Raw genomic sequence first — 18,898 nt, forward strand, 5'->3', positions numbered from 1 at the left:
GCTAGCGATTGCCCCACATCTTCGACACCGCGGCATCGGAGCCCAACGTCCCGACGACCAACGACACGCCACCAATACCGAAGAAAACAAGCACGGGAATCAAGGCGCCTGCCTTACCGGTGTAAACGAGCATAGCCGCTGACACCGTCGCCAGAACGAGGAACAGGATGCCCACCACATTCAGCACGGTGCGGTGCGAATCTTTGTAGCTGGGCCCAACCTTTCCGGATTCCAGTGGTTTGAGAATAAACGAAAAGAGCTGGCGTAGACGCTGTTTCATGAAGCCGTTTCCTTGAGAGTGTTTGGCTATCATACAAAAAAAGCGCCGTGCTTTCGCAGGGCGCTTTCTGGATTGGGGTCAGATGAAAGCGTTCATCTGACCCCGTTTTCAGCTTTTCAGCTCAGCTTCGGGCCGGCTTCGACGATCGAATCTGCCACGTCGAACTTCTTGAAGTTCTCGACGAACTGGGAGATCAGTTCCTGGGCCTTGCCATCGTAGTAGTCCGGGCTTACCCAGGTGTTGCGCGGGTTCAGCAGCTCGGTATCCACGCCCGGAACATGCTTGGGCACATCCAGATTCAGGGTTGGCAGATGCTCGGTTTCCACGTCGTCCAGGTCGCCGTTCTGGATGGAGGCGATGATGGCTCGGGTGGTCGGAATGCTGAATCGCTGACCTTCGCCGTAGGGGCCGCCGGTCCAGCCGGTGTTCACCAGAAAGACCTTGCTGCCAAACTCGTCCATCCGCTTCATCAGCAGTTCGGCGTATACGCCGGCCGGGCGTGGGAAGAAGGGCGCGCCGAAGCAGGTGGAGAAAGTGGACTTCAGCTTGGACGAAGAGCCCATTTCGGTGGAACCGACCAGCGCGGTGTAGCCACTGAGGAAGTGGTAAGCGGCGCCTTCGCGGCTCAGGATAGACACTGGCGGCAGAACGCCGGTCATGTCGCAGGTCAGGAATACGATGTGAGACGGCTCACCGGCGCGGTTCTCGATAACCCGTTTTTCAACGTGCTCAAGCGGGTAGGCACAGCGCGAGTTTTCGGTGAGGGATACGTCGGTGTAATCCGGTTCACGAGTCTCCGGGTCGATCGTTACGTTCTCGACGATGGCACCGAAGCGGATGGCGTCCCAGATGATCGGTTCGTTTTTCCGGGTCAGGTCGATGCACTTCGCGTAGCAGCCGCCTTCGATGTTGAATACGGTGCCCGGGCCCCAGCCGTGCTCGTCGTCACCGATCAGGAAACGGTGCGGATCGGCGGAGAGGGTGGTCTTGCCGGTGCCGGAAAGACCGAAGAACAGGCAGGTTTCGCCGTCTTCACCGACGTTGGCGGAGCAGTGCATTGGCAGCACGTCTTTTTCCGGCAGCAGGAAGTTCTGCACGGAGAACATGGCCTTTTTCATTTCGCCGGCGTAGTGCATGCCAGCCAGCAGAACCTTGCGCTTGGCAAAGTTGATCATCACGCAGCCGTTGCTGTTGGTGCCATCGCGCTCGGGCTCGCACTCGAAGTTGGCGGCGTTCAGGATCTGCCATTCCTGCTTGTCGGCCGGGTTGTAGCTGTCCGGGCGGATAAACAGGTTGCGGCCGAACAGATTCTGCCAGGCGGTCTCGGTCGTCATTTTGACCGGCAGGTAGTGTTCCGGGTCGGAACCGACATGAACGTGAGAGACGAACTGGTCTTTCTCGGCGATGTAGGCTTCAACACGGTCCCAGAGGGCGTCGAATTTTTCAGCGTCGAAAGGACGGTTGATCGGACCCCAGTGGATATCGTCCGAGGTGCTCGGCTCCTCGACAATATAACGGTCCTTGGGAGACCGGCCTGTGCGGTCGCCGGTTTTTACGACCAGGGAACCGTTGGATGCCAGCTGGCCTTCTTCACGCGCCAGTGCCACCTCAACCAGTCGTGCTGTACTCAGATCATTATAAGTGTTGCTCACTTCGACCTCGCCCTCGGGATGTCTTAGTGATTGCTCAGGCCGCCCCCCAAAATTGACGGAAATCTGAGCAATCGGGTCAATTCAGGCGCGCTATTATGCCAGAGACGCCGGTAAAAAACGACTGCCCGGGAAGCCTTGCTATCAGCGGGTTCCCGGCTAATCGAACGTGTTTCTAGTGTAGCGTATGACCGGTGAAAAGATGATCAATATCATTTCTATCGAAGCGATAGTGAGCGTGACAGAACTGGCAGTCCATTTCGATAGAGCCCTGTTCCTCAAGAATGCTGTAACACTCCTCGCGGCCAATGGCTTCCAGGGCACCGAGGGTGCGCTCCCGGGAACAGCTGCACTGGAAGGCGACCGGTTCGGCGTCAAACAGGCGGACAGTCTCCTCGTGGAAGAGGCGGTGAAGCAGCGTTTCGCTGTCCAGCTCCAGCAATTCGGAGGCTTCTACGGTTCGGGCCAGATGGTTTACCCTGTCCCAGAGGTCTTCATCCTCCTCTGTGGCGCCCGGCAGGCGCTGGAGCATCAGGCCGGCAGCGCCGTTCTCGTCGGCAAACAGGAACAGGCTGGTGGGAATCTGCTCCGAGCGATCAAAGTATTCCTCAAGGCAGCCGGAGAGTGTCTCCTGATCCCGGGGTACAACGCCCTGATAGCGGTTGCCGCGGTTGGGCGTGATGGTGATGGCCATCCGACCCTCGCCGAGCAGATCGTGGAAGCTGTCTTCGCTGACCGCATGCTCATCAAAGCGGGCCAGGCCGCGGATGTGTCTGTCGTGGCTGCACTCGGCCATCAATGTGCGCAGAGGCCCTTCCCCCTGGGCCTGGACCGACAATGTACCTTCAAACTTCAGAGTGCTGCTCATCAGGATGCTCGCCACCAGTGCTTCTCCGAGGAGTTCCCGGACCGTGTCCGGGTAGGGTGCCTGGCTGCCGATTTCCTGATAGCTGTCTGCTAGCTGCACCCAGGCTCCGCGCACCTGGCTGTGTTCAAAAATAAAGCGCTGGAACTGGTCGCGGGCTGCCATGTTGTGTCTCCTGAATGCTGAATGCCGGTCGTTGCACGTTTGACTGAGGGCGGGGATGTAAAAAAGGTTTCAGAGGCCGTTCTGTTCGCGAAAGCGCTGAATGTCTCTCCGGTCTTTCTTTGAGGGCCGTCTGGCCGGAGGAAGCTGCGCTGCCTGCATGGTTTTACGCTGCCAGGCCATTTCCTCGCGTTTCTTAACGCTGTCTTCGGTTTCGTGGTAGAGCTTCTGGGCTTCGGGTGCACCACGGCGCCGGTCGCTGATGTCATCAACAATAATGATTTTTTCCTGCCAGCCCAGGCGCAACGTCAGCTTTGCGCCGGCTTCCACCAGCCTGCCGGGTTTGCATCTCTGGCTGTTGTAGTGGACTTTGCCACCCTCGATCGCTTCCTTGGCCAGGGAGCGGGTCTTGTAGAATCGGGCGGCCCAGAGCCATTTATCGAGTCTTACACGTTGGTCGTCAGCGGTTGATGCCGTCATGTCTCCTCACCTGATGGGCTTGTAGGCCAATTATAACCCTGTCATCGGCCGGATGGCAGGGGCGACCGCTGGCGAAGCGTGGGAAGAATTTCATCGAAGTGATGAATGCAGGGTATTTCCGGATGCTGTTCCCGGGCTTCCTGCTGGCTGTCCGGAGCCAGTACCGCCAGGCATTGGGCAATGCCGGCCGCTAGCGCACTTTCCAGCACCGGAAAACTGTCGTCGACCATCAGGGTGCTTTCGGCCTGGTAAGGCGTTACCCGCTGGAGGTCCTGCCAGAACGAAGGATCTTCCTTGGGCTTGCCCAGCTGGTGGCTGGAAACAATGGCATCCACCCTTGTATCGAGGCCGGTTCGTTTCAGCTTCAGGGCCAGGGGATCGGGGTGACAGTTGGTGACAATCACCGAGTGAAGCCCGGCTTGCCTGAGGGCATCGAGAAAATCCGTGACGTGGGGGCGGTAACCGATCCGGTCGCCCACCTCTGCTTTCAGCCCCGTGATGTCCAGGGACAGCCGCTCGCTCCAGTAATCGGTGCAGTACCAGTTCAGTGAGCCACGCTCTGCCATAATCATCGGGATCAGGCGGTCTTTCGCTTCCTGGGGGTGGAGGTTGTAATGCTCGGCGTACCTTGCCGGCAGATGCTCAAGCCAGAAGTGGTTGTCGAAATGGAGATCCAGCAGTGTCCCGTCCATATCCAGGAACACCGTGTTAAGCGAGGACCAGTCAACCATAGTGAAAAACAGCCTGAAGAATTTGCTTCAGGCTGCCGGAGTTCGCTCGTCGGGGCAAGCCGTGATAGTACGGAGGCGTGCCCGATGGAGTCGGATCAGTTGCTGGTGTGGACCGTCTCGGGTTTCTTGCCGGTACGGGTGCAGCCCAGGCAGCGCACGAAGGTCGCCTTGGCCGGGCCCATCACCAGAACTTCCCCGGCTTCATCGGCGTTGCCGCCCAGCAGGGAAAAGGGCAGGGATACCAGGTAGACAGCGCTGCCCACAATGGTGGTAGCCAGCAGGGCCGGGCGAACAAAAATCGCATCGCCGGTCATTGCCAGTGCCGACGGGGTTTCGTCCACGGCCTGGGCGTGGCCGAGGGATGAGAATGCCAATAGGCAGGCCGCCACAGTGGCTACCAGGGTGCGAGAAATCTTGCGGGTCATCTTACTGTCTCCTGAGCTTTAGTGGCCCTGAAAGGGTGCTGCTTTAAAGAAAAGCAAACCCGGATCGCATCTAATGGATACCATCCTATTGTAAACTGTGGGCGTTAATCCTCTGTTAACTATGAATCATATTTGCGCATTTTCAAACGATTTTTCGTTGCAGAATGTGCGATCTGGTAAGCATTCAGCGCTGGCAGCGAGGACAGTAAACCGTTGAGCGGTTGTTCATCCGGATTTCCTTCAGTGGTGCCCCGCATTCCTTGCAGGGCTGGCCGCCCCGGCCGTACACCAGCAGGGACTGGGCAAAATAGCCGGGCTTGCCATCGCTGTTCACAAAGTCCCGAAGGGTGGTTCCGCCCATCAGAATGGCGGCGCTGAGCGTTTCCCGGATGGCTTCGGCCAGCCGGTGATAGCGGTCGAGGCTGATTCTCCCGGCCTTGCGGCGGGGATGAATCCCCGATTTGAACAGCGCTTCATTGGCGTAGATGTTACCGGCACCCACGACCACCTGATTGTCCATGATGAACGATTTCACCGGTGTGTTTTTTCCGCGAGAGAGCCGGAATAGGTGTGCGCCATCGAATTCCGGGGCCAGGGGTTCCGGGCCCAGGTGGGTAATCAGCGGGTGCTCTTCGGCGGAATCAGCCCACAGCCAGCAGCCGAACCGGCGTGGGTCGTTGAATCGGAGGATGACGCCGGACTGTAATGCCACGTCGATATGATCATGGGTCAGGGGAGGGGTATTGTCTGTGATGATGCGCAGGCTGCCGGACATGCCAAGGTGAACAATCACCGTGCCCCGGTCCATGTTCAGGAACAAATACTTGGCCCGGCGGTCTACGCTCTTAATAACCTGACCTTCGAGCCTCTCGCCCAGATCAGCCGGAACGGGCCAGCGCAGACTGCCGTTGCGAACTGTCACTCGGATAATCGTCTCGCCTTCGCAGTGGGGAGCAATACCCCGTCGGGTCGTTTCTACTTCGGGCAGTTCAGGCACGGGCGGGAATCTCCGATGGAAAACGCCTAAGTGTAATCAGTAACAATTTTGCATCCAAATGCTGTTGTTGTGGCTTACAGCTGTACGCTAAAGTGTAGAAGTTGGCCTCGCGCCAAAGATATTGATTTTGAGGATTTGCTATGTGGTTTAATGGTCTTCTTGACCTGTCGGTGATGCAGCTCATTCTGGTCACCCTCGGAATGACACACGTCACGATTGTCAGTGTAACGCTCTACCTGCATCGCCATTCGGCGCATAACTCGCTGGATCTGCATCCGGCCCTTAAACACTTTTTCCGGTTCTGGCTCTGGTTAACCACCGCGCAGAATACCAAGGAATGGACAGCCATCCACCGTAAACACCACGCCAAGTGCGAAACCGAGGAAGATCCCCACAGCCCGGTAGTCTTGGGGATTCGCAAGGTTCTGTTCCAGGGCGCCGAGCTTTATGCCGATTCGGCGACGCCTGAAACCCTTGAGCGCTATGGCCAACGCACCCCGGAAGACTGGGTAGAGCGGAATGTCTACAGCCGATACAGGATGCTGGGCATCGCGCTGATGGCGGTCATCAATCTGGCCCTGTTCGGTGTCCACGGCATCTGGATCTGGGCGGTACAGATGATGTGGATCCCGGTGTGGGCCGCCGGTGTGGTTAATGGCATTGGCCACTGGATGGGTTACCGGAACTATGAGTGTGCCGATAACGCCCGCAACATCTCGCCCCTTGGCCTGCTGATTGGCGGCGAGGAGCTGCACAACAATCACCACACCTACCCGAACTCCTCCAAGCTGTCTCGCCGCTGGTTCGAAGTAGATATCGGCTGGGGCTACATTCGTCTGTTCCAGTTGTTCGGCTTGGCCAAGCCCAAGGGTTATCGACCGATTGCCCACCATGTGCCGGGTAAACTGGATGTCGATGTGGAAACGGTTCAGGCCATCGCCAACAACCGGTTCGATATCATGCGCCAGTACCGCAAGCGTGTCATGGAGCCGGTGCTGCGCCAGCAGAAATCTCTGATGGACGATGAGATCCGTCCCCGTTACCGGAAGCTCAAGCAACTGCTCTCCCGTGAGATTACGCTGATTCAGCCGAAGGAGAAGGAAACTCTCGAGACTGTGCTGGAGCGCAACGCGGTGCTGCGCCAGATCTATGAAAAGAGCCACGAGCTGCAGGCGCTCTGGCGTCAGCGTGGGCTCAAACCCCAGGACAAGCTGAACGCGTTGATGCAGTGGTGTCGTGAGGCAGAAGCCAGCGGCATCCGCTATCTGGAAGAGTTCGCCGAGCATCTCCGGGCCTACTCGCTGCGCCCCTCGGCCTGATGCCAGGCAGAGAATCGATGTAAACCCGCTTCGGCGGGGAATCCGGGGTCAGATGAAAGCCTTCATCTGACCCCTTTTTCATTCTGGCCCGGGAGCGACCCGGAACAGGGAATAGGTGACTTGTCCCGCACTCTTCTGCCGGTGCAACTGCCAGGAAACAGGCACTGAAGGCGTTGGCAGTTCGCTCTCGTGTTCCACGTAAACCCAGCCGCCGGGTTTAATCCACGCCTGTTGTTCCAGCAACGGAAACAGCTTTTCGAGCCAGCCCTGGCGAAACGGCGGATCCATGAACACGATATTGAACGGCGGCCGGTTTCTCTGGGCCAGATAGCTTTCGACGTCCGAACACACCACCTCCCCGTTGTCGGATTTCAACAACCGGAGGTTGTCCCGCAGTGCTTTTGCCAGTGCTGGCGTGTGGTCTACCAGAGTCGCCCGTCCGGCACCTCGGGACAGAGCCTCCAGCCCGAGGGCGCCGGAGCCGGCGAACAAATCGAGGCAGTCACTGCCCGCAAGGTGGAAGGCAAGCCAGTTGAACAGGGTTTCCCGGGTGCGTGCGGGAGTGGGCCGAACGCCACCGGCGTCCGGGAAGCGCAGTTTCCGGCTGCGCCAGTCGCCGCCAATGATTCGCAGCTCACCGGTGCCACTGCTTTTGCCAGCCGGAGCCGACCCGCGATCGGCTGGGGATCTCTTCGGGTGAGCCCGGCTTGCGGATTGTCTGCGCGCCATAGTCGCGGCTCCACGAGTTTAATCGGTTCAGGATATGTGCGTGCATCTTACCGGAAACGTTCGTGGGCGCGATAATCGGGGCGACCCTCACTTCATCGGGACAGTCTGCTAGAATACCGTCTTTCTTTGTCCCGCCCATTCAGACTGATGGATTGACTTTTATGACGGCAGAGTGGATTTCAATCGGCCTCCTGGCCCTTCTTGTGCTCGTATTTGTCCTGGATATCGCCGGCAACCGCAGCCGGGCGCCACGCCCCAAGCCGGTGCCGCAGCGCAAACCGGAGGTTGCCAAAGGGCCGGCACCAGTGCCGGAAGAGGGAGAGAGGGAAGCGCCTGCCGCCGCAGAGCCACAACCAGAGCCGGTGGCTGAGCCGGAACCGACCCCAGAGCCCGAGCCCGCGGAAGAACCGCAAAAAGCACCGGAACCCGAGCCTCAGGTCAGCGTTTTCGAGCGAATCAAAAAGGGGTTGGGCAAAACCCGGGCGAGCCTGACTGGTGGCTTGTCTGACATGTTCTCGCTTGGCAAGAAAATCGACGAGGAACTGCTGGAGGACATCGAGACCACGCTGCTGATGGCAGACGTTGGCGTAACCGCTACTTCCGAAATCATCGATTCACTCACCGACAAGCTTGAGCGCAATCAGCTCAAAGATGGCGAGGCCCTGCGCAAGGCTTTGAGGGATGAGCTGCATGGTCTGCTGAAGGATGTCACCAAGCCGCTGCAGATCGACTCCGACAAGACGCCTTATGTCATTCTCATGGTGGGCGTAAATGGCGTGGGCAAGACCACCACCATTGGTAAGCTCACCAAGAAATTCCAGGACGAGGGAAAGTCGGTAATGCTGGCCGCCGGCGATACCTTCCGTGCCGCTGCGGTCGAGCAGCTGCAGGTCTGGGGTGAGCGCAACAAGGTTCCGGTGGTGGCGCAACACACCGGCGCTGACAGCGCCTCGGTGATTTTTGATGCCATCCAGTCAGCCAAGTCCCGTGGCGTTGATGTGGTGATTGCCGATACCGCCGGTCGCCTGCAGAACAAGGACAACCTGATGCAGGAGCTGGAAAAGGTAGTCCGGGTGATGAAAAAGCTGGACGAATCCGCACCCCATGAGGTCATGCTGGTGCTGGATGCGGGCACCGGCCAGAACGCTCTGAGCCAGGCGCAGGTGTTCCAGCAGGCCGTGGGCGTCAGTGGCATTACGTTAACGAAACTGGACGGCACAGCCAAAGGCGGTATTGTGTTTGCCATCGCCCGTCAGTTGCAGTTGCCTATCCGGTTTATTGGTGTTGGTGAGCAGGTGGAAGACCTGCGCAGTTTTGATGCCGAAACCTTTGTGGACGCCCTGTTTGACGAATAGCCCGGAATCCAGCCGCGCGGAAGCCGCCGATGATTGAGTTTCGCCAGGTCACCAAGCGTTACGACAGTGATCACACCGCTCTGCGACAGGTCAACTTTGGCCTGGAACGTGGCGAGCTGGCGTTCCTGACCGGCCATTCCGGCGCCGGCAAGAGTACCCTGCTGAAGCTGATCATGGTCATGGAGCGCCCCAGTGCCGGCGAAGTGGTAGTTGGGGGACAGGTTCTGAACCGTTTGCCCCGCCGCCAGATTCCCTACGTTCGTCGCCACATTGGCGTGGTCTTCCAGAACCACCAACTGCTGTTTGATCGCACGGTGTTCGACAACGTCGCCATGCCACTGGAAGTCATGGGCGCCTCCCCCAGAGACACGGGCCGCCGTGTGCGAGCTGCCCTGGACAAGGTGGGTTTGCTGCAGAAGGAAAAGATGAACCCGATGCAGCTGTCCGGCGGGGAGCAGCAGCGCGTGGGTATTGCCAGGGCAGTGGTTAACAAACCCCCGGTACTGCTGGCGGATGAGCCGACGGGTAACCTGGACCCGGCTCTGTCTTCCGACATCATGAATCTGTTCGGGCAGTTCAGTCAGGTGGGCGTGACCGTATTGATAGCAACCCACGATATTGCCCTGATCAACGAGATGGGGCGGCGAACGCTGAAACTGGATCATGGCCGTCTGGTTACCGGCGGCGCCTCGGTCATCGGCGGAGGTGCCAGTGGCCGCTGATCCGCGCAAAAAGCCACAACCTGCACGGGGTGCCAACAAAGCCCGTTCGCCCTGGCGCGAGCAGGCTGAAAGTTATGTCACCCATCATCGCAAGGTTGCCGAGGATAGCGCTCGCCGTCTTTGGCGTAATCCGGTGGCCAGCCTGATGACCTGGACAGTAATGGGGGTTGCCCTGGCTTTACCGGTGGCATTGCTGTTGTTGCTTACCAGCCTTCAAGGCGTTAGCGCGGGTTGGGAGAGCAGTGCCCGGGTGACCGCCTACATCGAGCTGGATGTGCCGCTTGAGCGGGCGCGGGTGTTGAGCAATGACATTGCCGGAGACGGCCGGGTGGCCGGCGTCGAGCTGGTTGATCGGGACCAGGCGCTGGCAGAGTTCCGGGCCTCATCGGGTCTGGAGGATGCACTGGATTATCTCGAAGACAACCCGCTGCCGCACACACTGCTGATTACTCCTGAGGAAGGAGCCCGCTCAACGGAGGGTGTTGAGGGACTGGTGCGGTTTATCGAGGGTATGGAGGGCGTAGAGCGAGTTCAGGTGGATCTGGGGTGGTTGCAGCGTCTCAATGCCATGACCGACCTGCTGGCCCGTGCCGTCTGGGCGTTGGCGATCCTGCTGGCTGCTGCGGTTGTGCTGGTGATCGGCAACACAGTGCGTCTGTCGATTGAGAGCCGCCGTGACGAAATTCTGGTTGCGAAACTAGTGGGCGGAACAGACAGTTTTGTTCGCAGACCCTTTCTGTACACCGGCGCCTGGTTCGGGCTTGGTGGTGGTGTTGTGGCGCTAATTCTATTGCAACTGTCTCTGTGGTGGCTCAGCGGGCCCATAGAGCGGCTGGCGGGACTGTACCGGAGTGATTTTTCGCTCGACGGCTTGCAGTTTGATGGTGCGCTGGCGTTGATAATTGTTGCGATGCTGCTAGGCTGGCTGGGCGCTTGGGTCGCGGTGAAGCGTCACCTGGATGACATGGAGCCGGGTGATATTGCCGGAGGTGGGTGATCCGGATAGCGGTAAAACCGTATTGAAGAAACAGCTTCTATTGGCGTAGGTTAAAAGCCAGTAAAGCCACAGTGAAATTTCCAGATAGTTGATTTGAAACGTTTTACTGGAGATTTTGGGAACTTTCAGGGTTCTTGGCGGTCTAAATAGTAATTGATATATTTATGGGCCGTTGGGTTCGGAGGCTAGAGCATGGGTACGAGTTTACAACTGGTTGACAGACTGGTTCCGGGTCAGAATCTCGAGTCTTACATTCAGGCTGCGAGCCGCATTCCGGTTCTCACAGTGGATGAAGAGCGGGACCTGGCTGAACGGTTACACTATGAGGGCGATGTGGAAGCCGCCCGTCATCTGGTTATGTCTCACCTTCGCTTTGTGATTCACATTGCCCGGAGCTATTCGGGTTATGGTCTGGCTCAGGCGGACCTGATCCAGGAAGGCAACGTTGGCTTGATGAAAGCGGTCAAACGCTTCAATCCGGAGTACGGTGTGCGGCTGGTGTCTTTCGCGGTGCACTGGATCAAAGCAGAGATTCACGAGTTTATTCTGCGCAACTGGCGCATTGTGAAGGTGGCCACCACCAAGGCCCAGCGCAAGCTGTTCTTTAACCTTCGCAGCCAGAAGAAGAAGCTTGCGTGGCTCAGCCACGATGAATTGAATGCAGTTGCCGAGGATCTGGGTGTCGAGCCCAGAGTTGTCCGCGAGATGGAAGGCCGGCTGGCGTCTCAGGATACCGCCTTTGACGGTCCCCAAGACGACGATGACGACAACGCCTATCAGGCGCCTGCGTACTATCTGGAAGACGCTCGCAGTAACCCGGCGACCCAGCTTGAAAACGCGGATTGGTCCGACGATTCCAATGGTCGGCTGATGCAGGCTCTGGGGCAGTTGGATGAGCGCAGCCAGGATATTCTCCGGGAGCGCTGGTTGTCCGAAAGCAAGTCGACTCTGCATGAGTTGGCCGACAGGTACGGCGTCTCGGCCGAGCGTATCCGACAGCTAGAGAAGAATGCGATGAAGAAGATTCGCATGCAGATGTCTGAGGCAGCCTGATTTATCGGCTAGACTCCAAGGACTAGGCACCTTAAAACGCCACCACCGGTTCCGGTTGGTGGCGTTTTTGTTTGTATAATCGGCTATCTAACTTTTGTGGAAGACGCGTTTGGGTGGCGCCTCCCAAAACACGCTCCTTTTGAGTAAGGCCAGCTAACCATGACCTCGACTAAACCCCATATCGCATTTCTCGGCATCGGCCTGATGGGCGCGCCCATGACCAGTAACCTCCTGAACGCTGGTTTTCCAATGACTCTGTGGAACCGCACGTCCAGCAAGTGCGAGCCGTTTGCCTCTGAGGCGGTGATCGCCGAATCCCCGGCGGAGGCCGTTGCCAATGCCGATGTGGTGATCACCATGCTGGAGAACAGCGATGTGGTGGAGCAGGTGCTGGTCGCCCAGGGCGCGATTGATGCCCTGAAGCCGGGCGCGCTGGTGATTGATATGAGTTCAATTCAACCTTCCGTGGCCCGGCGGCATGGCGAGTTGGTTGCAGAGCAGGGCGCTGGCTATGTGGATGCGCCGGTGTCCGGGGGGACTGTGGGCGCGGCTGAAGCCCGCTTGAGTATCATGGCGGGTGGCTCGGAAGCGGATGTGGATCGCGCCCGACCGGTGTTCGAGGCGCTCGGCAAGTGCACGCGGATTGGTCCTGTTGGCGCGGGGCAACTGGCGAAGCTGGCCAATCAGGCTATTGTTGGTATCACCATTGGTGCTGTGTCCGAGGCGCTTTTGCTGGCGGCGAAAGGCGGTGCCGATCCTGCGGCTGTGCGGGAAGCGTTGCTGGGCGGGTTTGCCGGTAGCCGGATTCTGGAGCTGCACGGCCAGCGGATGATCGACCGGGAGTTTGCACCCGGCGCGCCGGCTCGGATCCAGCTAAAGGACATGCGGATGATTCTGGATGAGGCCCGTGCGGAAGGGTTGACCCTGCCCCTGGCTCAACAGACGCACAACGAATACCTGTCGCTGGTGGCCAATGGCCACAGTGATGTCGACCACAGTGGCCTGTTGCTGGAGCTGGAGCATCTGAACGGTGCCCTGCTTGGCTCCCTTGGCCGCGGACCGAAGGAGTAAACACGCCATGCCCCGTTTTGCTGCCAATCTGTCCATGCTGTTCACGGAAGTGGACTTTCCCGAGCGCTTCGCCATGGCCCGGGCCGCGGGTTTTGAAGGCGTGGAATACCTGTTCCCCTATGCCTACCCCAAAGAGCGACTCGGCCAGATGCTGAGCGATAACCAGCTGACTCAGGTACTGTTCAATCTGCCGCCCGGTAACTGGGACGCCGGTGAACGGGGCATCGCCTGCCTCCCGGACCGGGTTGAGGAGTTCCAGGCCGGCGTGGATCAGGCGATCGACTATGCCAAGGCCCTTGGCTGCCGGCAGCTGAACTGCCTTGCGGGGCTGAAGCCGGCGAACGTTGCCGATGACATTGCCTGGCAGACGCTGGTGAGTAATGTCGCCTGGGCAGCGGGCAAGCTGGCTGACGAGGGTATCACCCTGTGCCTGGAAGCCATTAACTCGCGCGTGGATATGCCGGGCTTCGTACTGGATACCTCCGGCAAGGTGCTCGCACTGATCGAGGAAATCGACGCCGACAACGTGCGCCTGCAGTACGACCTTTACCATATGCAAATCATGGAAGGGGATCTGGTGCGCTCCATGGAGTGTCTTTTGCCCTGGATCGGCCACATTCAGTTTGCGGACAACCCGGGGCGACACGAACCCGGCACGGGGGAGATTAACTTTTCGAATGTTTTTGCGGCCATCGATGCCATGGGATATGACGGCTGGGTAAGCGCGGAATACCGGCCTACCGGGGCGACCGGTGACAGTCTGGGCTGGTTTCCAGGGAAAGCCTGACCGTCGCCATTGGCGACACCCTCTTACAAGATCGTAACTGGCCGGGTTGCCAACTTCTTCGTACCCTTGTCGTTACTGTAATCCGCTATCGGGAGGAGAGCCGGTGAAAGCGCTGGTAATCGAAGACGATCAGGACGTTGCAAATTATCTTGTCAAAGGGCTGAAGGAATCCGACTTCGTGGTCGACCATGCAGCCGATGGCAAGGAAGGCATGATGATGGCGGCCAGCGAGGATTACGACATCATGATTGTAGATCGCATGCTGCCGGGAATGGACGGTCTGTCCATTATCAAAACCGTGCGTGCGACCGGAAACCAGGTGCCGGTTCTGATTCTAAGCGCCCTGGGTGATGTGGACGACCGCGTGGAAGGTTTGCGTGGCGGCGGCGATGACTACCTCACCAAGCCGTTCTCGTTCACCGAATTGTTGGCCCGTATCGAATCCCTGGTGCGCAGAAATCGGCAGTCGGCGGAAACCGAGACCGTACTGCGGGTCGCCGATCTCGAAATGGATCTGCTCGCACGCACGGTAAAGCGGGCCGGCCAGAATATTGATGTCCAGCCCCGGGAGTTCCGTCTGCTGGAGTACCTGATGCGTAATGCCGGCCAGGTGGTCACCCGGACCATGTTGCTGGAGAAAGTCTGGGATTACCATTTCGATCCCCAGACCAACGTTATCGACGTACACATCAGCCGGCTGCGAGCCAAGATCGATAAGGAATTCGATACACCCTTACTGCAGACCATCCGGGGTGCAGGGTACATGTTACGTGAAACTGCTTAGCCAGCTCAGGACCTCGTCCTTCCAGCTAGCCCTGCTGTACATGGTGGTGTTCGCCACCTCGGTATTTCTGTTACTGGCCTTTATCTACTGGCGTACGGCGGGCTTCATGACCGCCCAGACCGACGAAACCATTGAAGCGGAAATCGCCGGTCTGGCGGAGCAGTATCGTGGCCGGGGCGTAAATGGCCTCATCACCATTATCCGTGAGCGTGTTGCCCGCGACCCCAACGCCAAATCCATCTATTTGCTGACCACCGACGACTTCCTGAAGCTGGCCGGCAATATAGAGACCTGGCCGGAAGGCAGCCGGTCAGAGAGCGGCTGGATCAACTTCACCCTGAACGAATCCGTCGGCTGGACCGGGCCCGAACGACTCGCCCGTGCCCGGATTTTTGAGGTTCAGGGCGGTTTGCGCCTGCTGGTCGGGCGGGATGTCGACGAACTCACCAACCTCAAGCGGGTGATTGAAACCGCCATCAATTGGGGTATGGGTATCACCCTTGCCCTTGCGCTGCTTGGTGGCTTCCTGATGAGCCGCAGTACGACCCGGCGTATCGAGGTTATCAACAACACCTCACGTCGGATCATGAACGGCCACCTTTCCCTGCGCATACCAACCCGTGGCACCGACGATGATTTCGACCAGCTGGCGGAAAACCTGAACCAGATGCTGGACCGGATTGTGTATCTGATGGAGGGCATCCGGCACGTTTCCGACAGTATTGCCCACGATTTGCGCACGCCCCTGACCCGACTCCGCAACCAGCTGGAAAACACCCTGATGTCGGTGGATAACGACGAGGCGAGGGAGCAGGCCGGCCGCGCCGTGGCGGAGGCCGATCAGCTGCTGGCCACCTTCAACGCGTTGTTGCGCATCGCGCGGCTGGAAACCCGGGGTAATACCGCCGACATGAAACCTGTGCCGCTGGATGAGTTGGTCACCGATGCCTGTGAGCTCTATGAGGCCTTGGCTGAGGACAAAGACCAGTCGTTCGAGCAGGGCCTGGAAAGCGGAGTGATGATCGAGGGCGACCGCGATCTTCTGTTCCAGATGGTCAGCAATCTGATTGATAACGCTATCAAATATACGCCGGAGCATGGCGTTATAGGCGTATCTGTTCGGCGCGAGGGTGCCGATGCGGTGTTTGAAGTTCGGGATAGTGGAATCGGTATCCCCGATGCCGAGAAAGACCAGGTCTTCCAGCGGTTTTACCGGGTAGGCAAGAGCCGTTCGCTACCGGGAAATGGTTTGGGTCTGAGCCTTGTGAGCGCTGTTGCAGAGATTCACCAGGGCCGGATCGTCCTCAGTGATACGCATCCCGGGGAGGAATCGCCGGGGCTTACCGTGGCGGTGAAGATTCCCGCCTACACCGAAGCCCGCAAGCGCATTCGCGCGGCCCAGGCCGAGCAGCCGACGGATTCAGCGGCCGGGGAAACCCGAACCGCCTCTTGATCCACCGGCGTAAATACTTACTGACTGGCGCGGAAACGGTTGATGCGTGTCATCACGGGGCCAATCAGCGCATCCCTGCGGGACTCGATCTCGTGGGTAATCTTTTCCACCTGGGAGCGGCGACGGTTTACCCGCACCTGAATGCTGTCCCACTCACCTTCCAGATGCCTCTGCTCGGCCGCGAGAAAAGCCGCAATGTTGTGCCGATTGACCCTGCCAGTAATTCCGTACTGGTCGAGCCGGTAACCAATAGCATCCACGCCATTAAGTGCCATGTTCAGCAGCTTCTGTGTATTCATGTTGTTTTCTCCGAGAATGGAAACGTTCGAAAAGAATATAAGCGCTACGCTATGCTCCGAACCTAGAGTCTGCAACCTAATTCCCGGGGCCGGCGTTCGTAGTTTCCCTGACCAAAACGTAATTCCTCGGCCACGCCGGTGTAATCCATGCTGTGCATAATTGAAACTGTAGCTTTGGAAGCCTGCAGATTTGTTGCTTGCTTCTCCCTCCAGCACAGCGCTAGCCTTACCCCGTTTTTACGGGGTTTTTTTATGCCCTTCCAAATATAAAAAAATGTCATATATTCAAACAGCTAGTGTCGATGGGATAGGGGATCAACTACTCTTGCTCCGAGCAATTAGCACCCTTATTAGGAGGTTGGTTGCTTTTTAATCATAATTGCTAAGGAGTAAGCATGTTTTATTCAAAGCGTAAACTGTCCGTTGCGATTGCATCGGCTGCTGTAGTAACGCTTGCCGGCTGTGGTGGCGGTGGCTCATCTTCTGATGCCGGTGCTGGCGGAGGAGGCACAGAATCCTTTTCGGTTACCGCGATCGATGGTTACCTGGCCAACGCAGAGATCTATGTTGATGCCAATTCAAATGCCGTTCTTGATAATTCAGAGCTGAGCGCTGGAGCGATCGGCACTACGGATGCGCAAGGCAAGATCAGTGTTGATAATCAATATGTCGATAACGATCTGTTGGTTCGAGCTGTGGCCGGTCAGACGCGGGACCTGGACAGCGGTATTGTCGACACGACCTTTATTATGGGCGCCGATGCAGGCTCCACCGTTATCACTCCTTTTACTCATCTCGCTAAAAAGAGCGGCACCTCACTGGCCGATTTGGCAGCCAGCTTGGGTGTGGATGAGTCTATTGTTTCCGGTGACTACATTGCCCTCAAAAATGATGCCCAATCAAAGGAGGCCGCTGAGGTCATTCATGCATTGGCGCGGTTCGTCGTAACTGAACTGAAACAGAACAATGTTGAGGAGTCGGCTATTGAGTCCTCGCTAGGCGACGCAAAAACAGCGATTGAAAGCGCTATTACCTCTGGGGAAGATCCGGATCTGGTGGAAGTCGAGTTGGATGACAGCGGTTCAGGTGCTGTCGTGGAAGCCCCTTCAACTGCACTGGCATTTACTGAAGAGTTCCTCCGCAGCGAGGAAAGTTGGACTGCTTATCGCTTCGATGATGCTGGCGACAACGAACAGTTTTACTTCCGCTTCGGTAACGCGAATGATGCGAATGCATTCTGCCTTGAGTCCGAGGTAATGAGTTTCCTTAAAGAGGCGACTATTCAGCCGCCGACCGAAGCCTGCGTTCAGGATTCAACGTTTTCTGTAAGTGAAAGCGGCCAACTCGAACTGACGTTCTCCGAAGCGGACACTTTTGAAATGCTGTACCGTTTTTCCGAAGAGCGTTCGAAGCCTGAGGGTGCTTCGTTCACTTATAAAATGTTTCTCATGATCAAGTCTAATGGGGAGCTTCTATGGGTGGACAATAATCCATTCATCAAGGACGCCGGCGATTACCGTGGCGGGCCAAGTGATGTGGTTTATACCTTTTCGGACGACGATACCGCTCAAGGTGTTATAGAGCCTTTGGTTTATAGCAGCGACTACACGGTAACTGATTCCGTAGTAAGTGATGTCTATGGCGAGCTGTTTTCGGGAACCGTTGTACTTGAAGACATAAACGATCCGACATTGAATGTATCCACCACATGGGGCAACTACGAGCTATGTAACCTCACCGGTTACATCTGCACCGATGATGAAGTGATTACTTTGGTGGACGATCCGGCTCCAAACGACGAGAGCGATTTGCATGTTTATGCTCCGTACCGCACTGCAGGCGATTTGCAGTTGATCTGGGATTGGAAACCCGACAGCAACGATTTTGAGTTCTTGTTGCTGCGGTCCCAGTCCGAAGCATTAATTCGATCAGTGCTTGACGAGTTCAATGCTCGTGATGATGGCACACAAGGCACCAATTAATCGCTTGTGTTAGACCAACAGCAGATGGCGGCCCTAATGGGCCGCTATTTGTTGCTTGCTTCTACCTACAGCACAGCGCTAGCCTTACCCCGTTTTTACGGGGTTTTTTTATGCCCTTCCAATTTCTGATTCCCAACTGGCAGAGGACGTTGCGAGACCAATGACCCAGGTTCCCGGTAATGGCGGCCCACGCCCCAGATACATCACTCCGGAAGGCGAGCGGGCCTTGCGTGATGAACTGCAGTATCTCTGGAAGGTAAAGCGCCCGGAAGTGACTCAGGCCGTGCGGGAAGCTGCCGCCCTTGGTGATCGATCCGAGAACGCCGAGTACATTTACGGCAAGAAACAGTTACGGGAAATCGACCGTCGGGTGCGCTTCCTGAGCAAACGTCTGGAAGAGCTGATTGTTGTTGACCGCTTGCCGGATGACCGTGGCAAGGTGTTTTTTGGAGCCTGGGTAACAGTGGAAGACGAAGAGGGCGCCGAACAGACCTATCGCCTGGTCGGCGCAGACGAATTCGATTTGAGCAAGGGCTACCTCAGCATCAACTCACCGCTCGCCCGGGCGCTGATTGGCAAGCGCCTGGATGACGAAGTGAGCGTTCGAACCCCGGAAGGCTGGAAGTCGGTGTTCGTGGTTGGTATCCGCTATCAGGAACCCGCTGACGACAAGTGAATGATGTCACAAAATTGGCGAGTGCCCGGGCAGGTTGTGTGATTTGTCGATAAACTGATCAAAATTTGTCACAACTGGTCGC

20 protein-coding genes are annotated in these 18,898 nt (G+C 57.6%); 11 read left to right on the forward strand and 9 right to left on the reverse strand.

The window, feature by feature from the left end; genetic code table 11:
- Window position 1: 1 nt before the first annotated feature.
- The 7 genes from ACWJ62_RS09200 to mutM form a co-directional block, all read right to left on the reverse strand.
- Complete coding sequence (locus ACWJ62_RS09200) at window positions 2-280, reverse strand: hypothetical protein (protein ID WP_064229611.1); 279 nt, start codon at window positions 278-280, stop codon at window positions 2-4.
- Between the two features lie 116 nt (window positions 281-396).
- Window positions 397-1,932 carry a phosphoenolpyruvate carboxykinase gene (locus ACWJ62_RS09205; protein WP_449285904.1) on the reverse strand — a complete coding sequence of 512 codons (1,536 nt, stop codon included), beginning with the start codon at window positions 1,930-1,932 and terminating at the stop codon, window positions 397-399.
- Window positions 1,933-2,104: 172 nt separating this feature from the next.
- Complete coding sequence (gene hslO, locus ACWJ62_RS09210) at window positions 2,105-2,959, reverse strand: Hsp33 family molecular chaperone HslO (protein WP_449285905.1); 855 nt, start codon at window positions 2,957-2,959, stop codon at window positions 2,105-2,107.
- A 69-nt stretch (window positions 2,960-3,028) separates the two neighbouring features.
- Window positions 3,029-3,436, reverse strand: coding sequence for a ribosome-associated heat shock protein Hsp15 (hslR, locus tag ACWJ62_RS09215; protein ID WP_008175667.1), 408 nt, complete (start codon window positions 3,434-3,436; stop codon window positions 3,029-3,031).
- A 41-nt stretch (window positions 3,437-3,477) separates the two neighbouring features.
- Window positions 3,478-4,167: a GMP/IMP nucleotidase gene (gene yrfG / locus ACWJ62_RS09220; RefSeq protein ID WP_449285906.1), complete on the reverse strand. Its 690-nt coding sequence runs from the start codon at window positions 4,165-4,167 to the stop codon at window positions 3,478-3,480.
- A 95-nt stretch (window positions 4,168-4,262) separates the two neighbouring features.
- Window positions 4,263-4,592 carry a hypothetical protein gene (locus ACWJ62_RS09225; RefSeq protein WP_449285907.1) on the reverse strand — a complete coding sequence of 110 codons (330 nt, stop codon included), beginning with the start codon at window positions 4,590-4,592 and terminating at the stop codon, window positions 4,263-4,265.
- A 184-nt stretch (window positions 4,593-4,776) separates the two neighbouring features.
- Window positions 4,777-5,589, reverse strand: coding sequence for a bifunctional DNA-formamidopyrimidine glycosylase/DNA-(apurinic or apyrimidinic site) lyase (gene mutM, locus ACWJ62_RS09230; protein ID WP_449285908.1), 813 nt, complete (start codon window positions 5,587-5,589; stop codon window positions 4,777-4,779).
- 140 nt (window positions 5,590-5,729) lie between these two features.
- On the opposite strand from mutM, the gene ACWJ62_RS09235 reads away from it, so the two are divergent.
- Window positions 5,730-6,908, forward strand: a complete 1,179-nt coding sequence (locus ACWJ62_RS09235) for a DesA family fatty acid desaturase (RefSeq protein WP_449285909.1) — start codon at window positions 5,730-5,732, stop codon at window positions 6,906-6,908.
- 78 nt (window positions 6,909-6,986) lie between these two features.
- On the opposite strand, the gene rsmD is transcribed toward ACWJ62_RS09235, so the two are convergent.
- The gene (rsmD, locus tag ACWJ62_RS09240; RefSeq protein ID WP_449285910.1) at window positions 6,987-7,637 is read right to left on the reverse strand and encodes a 16S rRNA (guanine(966)-N(2))-methyltransferase RsmD; all 651 of its coding nucleotides are present in this window, start codon (window positions 7,635-7,637) and stop codon (window positions 6,987-6,989) included.
- A gap of 161 nt (window positions 7,638-7,798) precedes the next feature.
- Here rsmD and ftsY point away from each other — a divergent pair, with 161 nt between their 5' ends.
- From ftsY to ACWJ62_RS09280, 8 genes are all read left to right on the forward strand, one after another.
- Window positions 7,799-8,992, forward strand: coding sequence for a signal recognition particle-docking protein FtsY (gene ftsY / locus ACWJ62_RS09245; protein WP_449285911.1), 1,194 nt, complete (start codon window positions 7,799-7,801; stop codon window positions 8,990-8,992).
- A 29-nt stretch (window positions 8,993-9,021) separates the two neighbouring features.
- Window positions 9,022-9,714, forward strand: coding sequence for a cell division ATP-binding protein FtsE (gene ftsE / locus ACWJ62_RS09250; RefSeq protein ID WP_449285912.1), 693 nt, complete (start codon window positions 9,022-9,024; stop codon window positions 9,712-9,714).
- Window positions 9,704-10,711, forward strand: a complete 1,008-nt coding sequence (gene ftsX / locus ACWJ62_RS09255) for a permease-like cell division protein FtsX (RefSeq protein ID WP_449285913.1) — start codon at window positions 9,704-9,706, stop codon at window positions 10,709-10,711. The genes ftsE and ftsX overlap by 11 nt, the downstream gene beginning before the upstream one ends.
- Before the next feature lie 192 nt (window positions 10,712-10,903).
- Window positions 10,904-11,764, forward strand: coding sequence for an RNA polymerase sigma factor RpoH (gene rpoH, locus ACWJ62_RS09260; RefSeq protein WP_449285914.1), 861 nt, complete (start codon window positions 10,904-10,906; stop codon window positions 11,762-11,764).
- 159 nt (window positions 11,765-11,923) lie between these two features.
- Window positions 11,924-12,835: an NAD(P)-dependent oxidoreductase gene (locus ACWJ62_RS09265; protein ID WP_449285915.1), complete on the forward strand. Its 912-nt coding sequence runs from the start codon at window positions 11,924-11,926 to the stop codon at window positions 12,833-12,835.
- Between the two features lie 7 nt (window positions 12,836-12,842).
- Window positions 12,843-13,622: a hydroxypyruvate isomerase gene (hyi, locus tag ACWJ62_RS09270; RefSeq protein ID WP_449285916.1), complete on the forward strand. Its 780-nt coding sequence runs from the start codon at window positions 12,843-12,845 to the stop codon at window positions 13,620-13,622.
- Window positions 13,623-13,725: 103 nt separating this feature from the next.
- The gene (locus tag ACWJ62_RS09275; protein WP_008175694.1) at window positions 13,726-14,406 is read left to right on the forward strand and encodes a winged helix-turn-helix domain-containing protein; all 681 of its coding nucleotides are present in this window, start codon (window positions 13,726-13,728) and stop codon (window positions 14,404-14,406) included.
- Window positions 14,393-15,859: a HAMP domain-containing sensor histidine kinase gene (locus ACWJ62_RS09280; RefSeq protein ID WP_041645737.1), complete on the forward strand. Its 1,467-nt coding sequence runs from the start codon at window positions 14,393-14,395 to the stop codon at window positions 15,857-15,859. The genes ACWJ62_RS09275 and ACWJ62_RS09280 overlap by 14 nt, the downstream gene beginning before the upstream one ends.
- A gap of 17 nt (window positions 15,860-15,876) precedes the next feature.
- Here ACWJ62_RS09280 and ACWJ62_RS09285 read toward each other — a convergent pair whose 3' ends face one another.
- Window positions 15,877-16,158: a hypothetical protein gene (locus ACWJ62_RS09285; RefSeq protein ID WP_449285917.1), complete on the reverse strand. Its 282-nt coding sequence runs from the start codon at window positions 16,156-16,158 to the stop codon at window positions 15,877-15,879.
- A 395-nt stretch (window positions 16,159-16,553) separates the two neighbouring features.
- On the opposite strand from ACWJ62_RS09285, the gene ACWJ62_RS09290 reads away from it, so the two are divergent.
- Window positions 16,554-18,140 (forward strand): hypothetical protein, encoded by a 1,587-nt coding sequence (locus ACWJ62_RS09290; RefSeq protein ID WP_449285918.1) that lies wholly within the window; start codon window positions 16,554-16,556, stop codon window positions 18,138-18,140.
- A 160-nt stretch (window positions 18,141-18,300) separates the two neighbouring features.
- On the forward strand, window positions 18,301-18,816 hold the full coding sequence (gene greB / locus ACWJ62_RS09295; RefSeq protein WP_449285919.1) for a transcription elongation factor GreB: 516 nt from the start codon (window positions 18,301-18,303) through the stop codon (window positions 18,814-18,816).
- Window positions 18,817-18,898 lie beyond the last annotated feature (82 nt).

The sequence above is a fragment of the Marinobacter sp. PE14 genome (genome assembly GCF_053566155.1).

What these genes read in the sequence shown, in the direction of transcription:
- ACWJ62_RS09200 (WP_064229611.1), bottom strand. Translation starts at nt 280, where the DNA reads ATGAAACAGCGTCTACGCCAGCTCTTTTCGTTTATTCTCAAACCACTG.
- hslO (WP_449285905.1), bottom strand. Translation starts at nt 2,959, where the DNA reads ATGGCAGCCCGCGACCAGTTCCAGCGCTTTATTTTTGAACACAGCCAG.
- hslR (WP_008175667.1), bottom strand. Translation starts at nt 3,436, where the DNA reads ATGACGGCATCAACCGCTGACGACCAACGTGTAAGACTCGATAAATGG.
- yrfG (WP_449285906.1), bottom strand. Translation starts at nt 4,167, where the DNA reads ATGGTTGACTGGTCCTCGCTTAACACGGTGTTCCTGGATATGGACGGG.
- ACWJ62_RS09225 (WP_449285907.1), bottom strand. Translation starts at nt 4,592, where the DNA reads ATGACCCGCAAGATTTCTCGCACCCTGGTAGCCACTGTGGCGGCCTGC.
- ACWJ62_RS09235 (WP_449285909.1), top strand. Translation starts at nt 5,730, where the DNA reads ATGTGGTTTAATGGTCTTCTTGACCTGTCGGTGATGCAGCTCATTCTG.
- rsmD (WP_449285910.1), bottom strand. Translation starts at nt 7,637, where the DNA reads ATGGCGCGCAGACAATCCGCAAGCCGGGCTCACCCGAAGAGATCCCCA.
- ftsY (WP_449285911.1), top strand. Translation starts at nt 7,799, where the DNA reads ATGACGGCAGAGTGGATTTCAATCGGCCTCCTGGCCCTTCTTGTGCTC.
- ftsE (WP_449285912.1), top strand. Translation starts at nt 9,022, where the DNA reads ATGATTGAGTTTCGCCAGGTCACCAAGCGTTACGACAGTGATCACACC.
- rpoH (WP_449285914.1), top strand. Translation starts at nt 10,904, where the DNA reads ATGGGTACGAGTTTACAACTGGTTGACAGACTGGTTCCGGGTCAGAAT.
- ACWJ62_RS09265 (WP_449285915.1), top strand. Translation starts at nt 11,924, where the DNA reads ATGACCTCGACTAAACCCCATATCGCATTTCTCGGCATCGGCCTGATG.
- hyi (WP_449285916.1), top strand. Translation starts at nt 12,843, where the DNA reads ATGCCCCGTTTTGCTGCCAATCTGTCCATGCTGTTCACGGAAGTGGAC.
- ACWJ62_RS09285 (WP_449285917.1), bottom strand. Translation starts at nt 16,158, where the DNA reads ATGAATACACAGAAGCTGCTGAACATGGCACTTAATGGCGTGGATGCT.
- ACWJ62_RS09290 (WP_449285918.1), top strand. Translation starts at nt 16,554, where the DNA reads ATGTTTTATTCAAAGCGTAAACTGTCCGTTGCGATTGCATCGGCTGCT.
- greB (WP_449285919.1), top strand. Translation starts at nt 18,301, where the DNA reads ATGACCCAGGTTCCCGGTAATGGCGGCCCACGCCCCAGATACATCACT.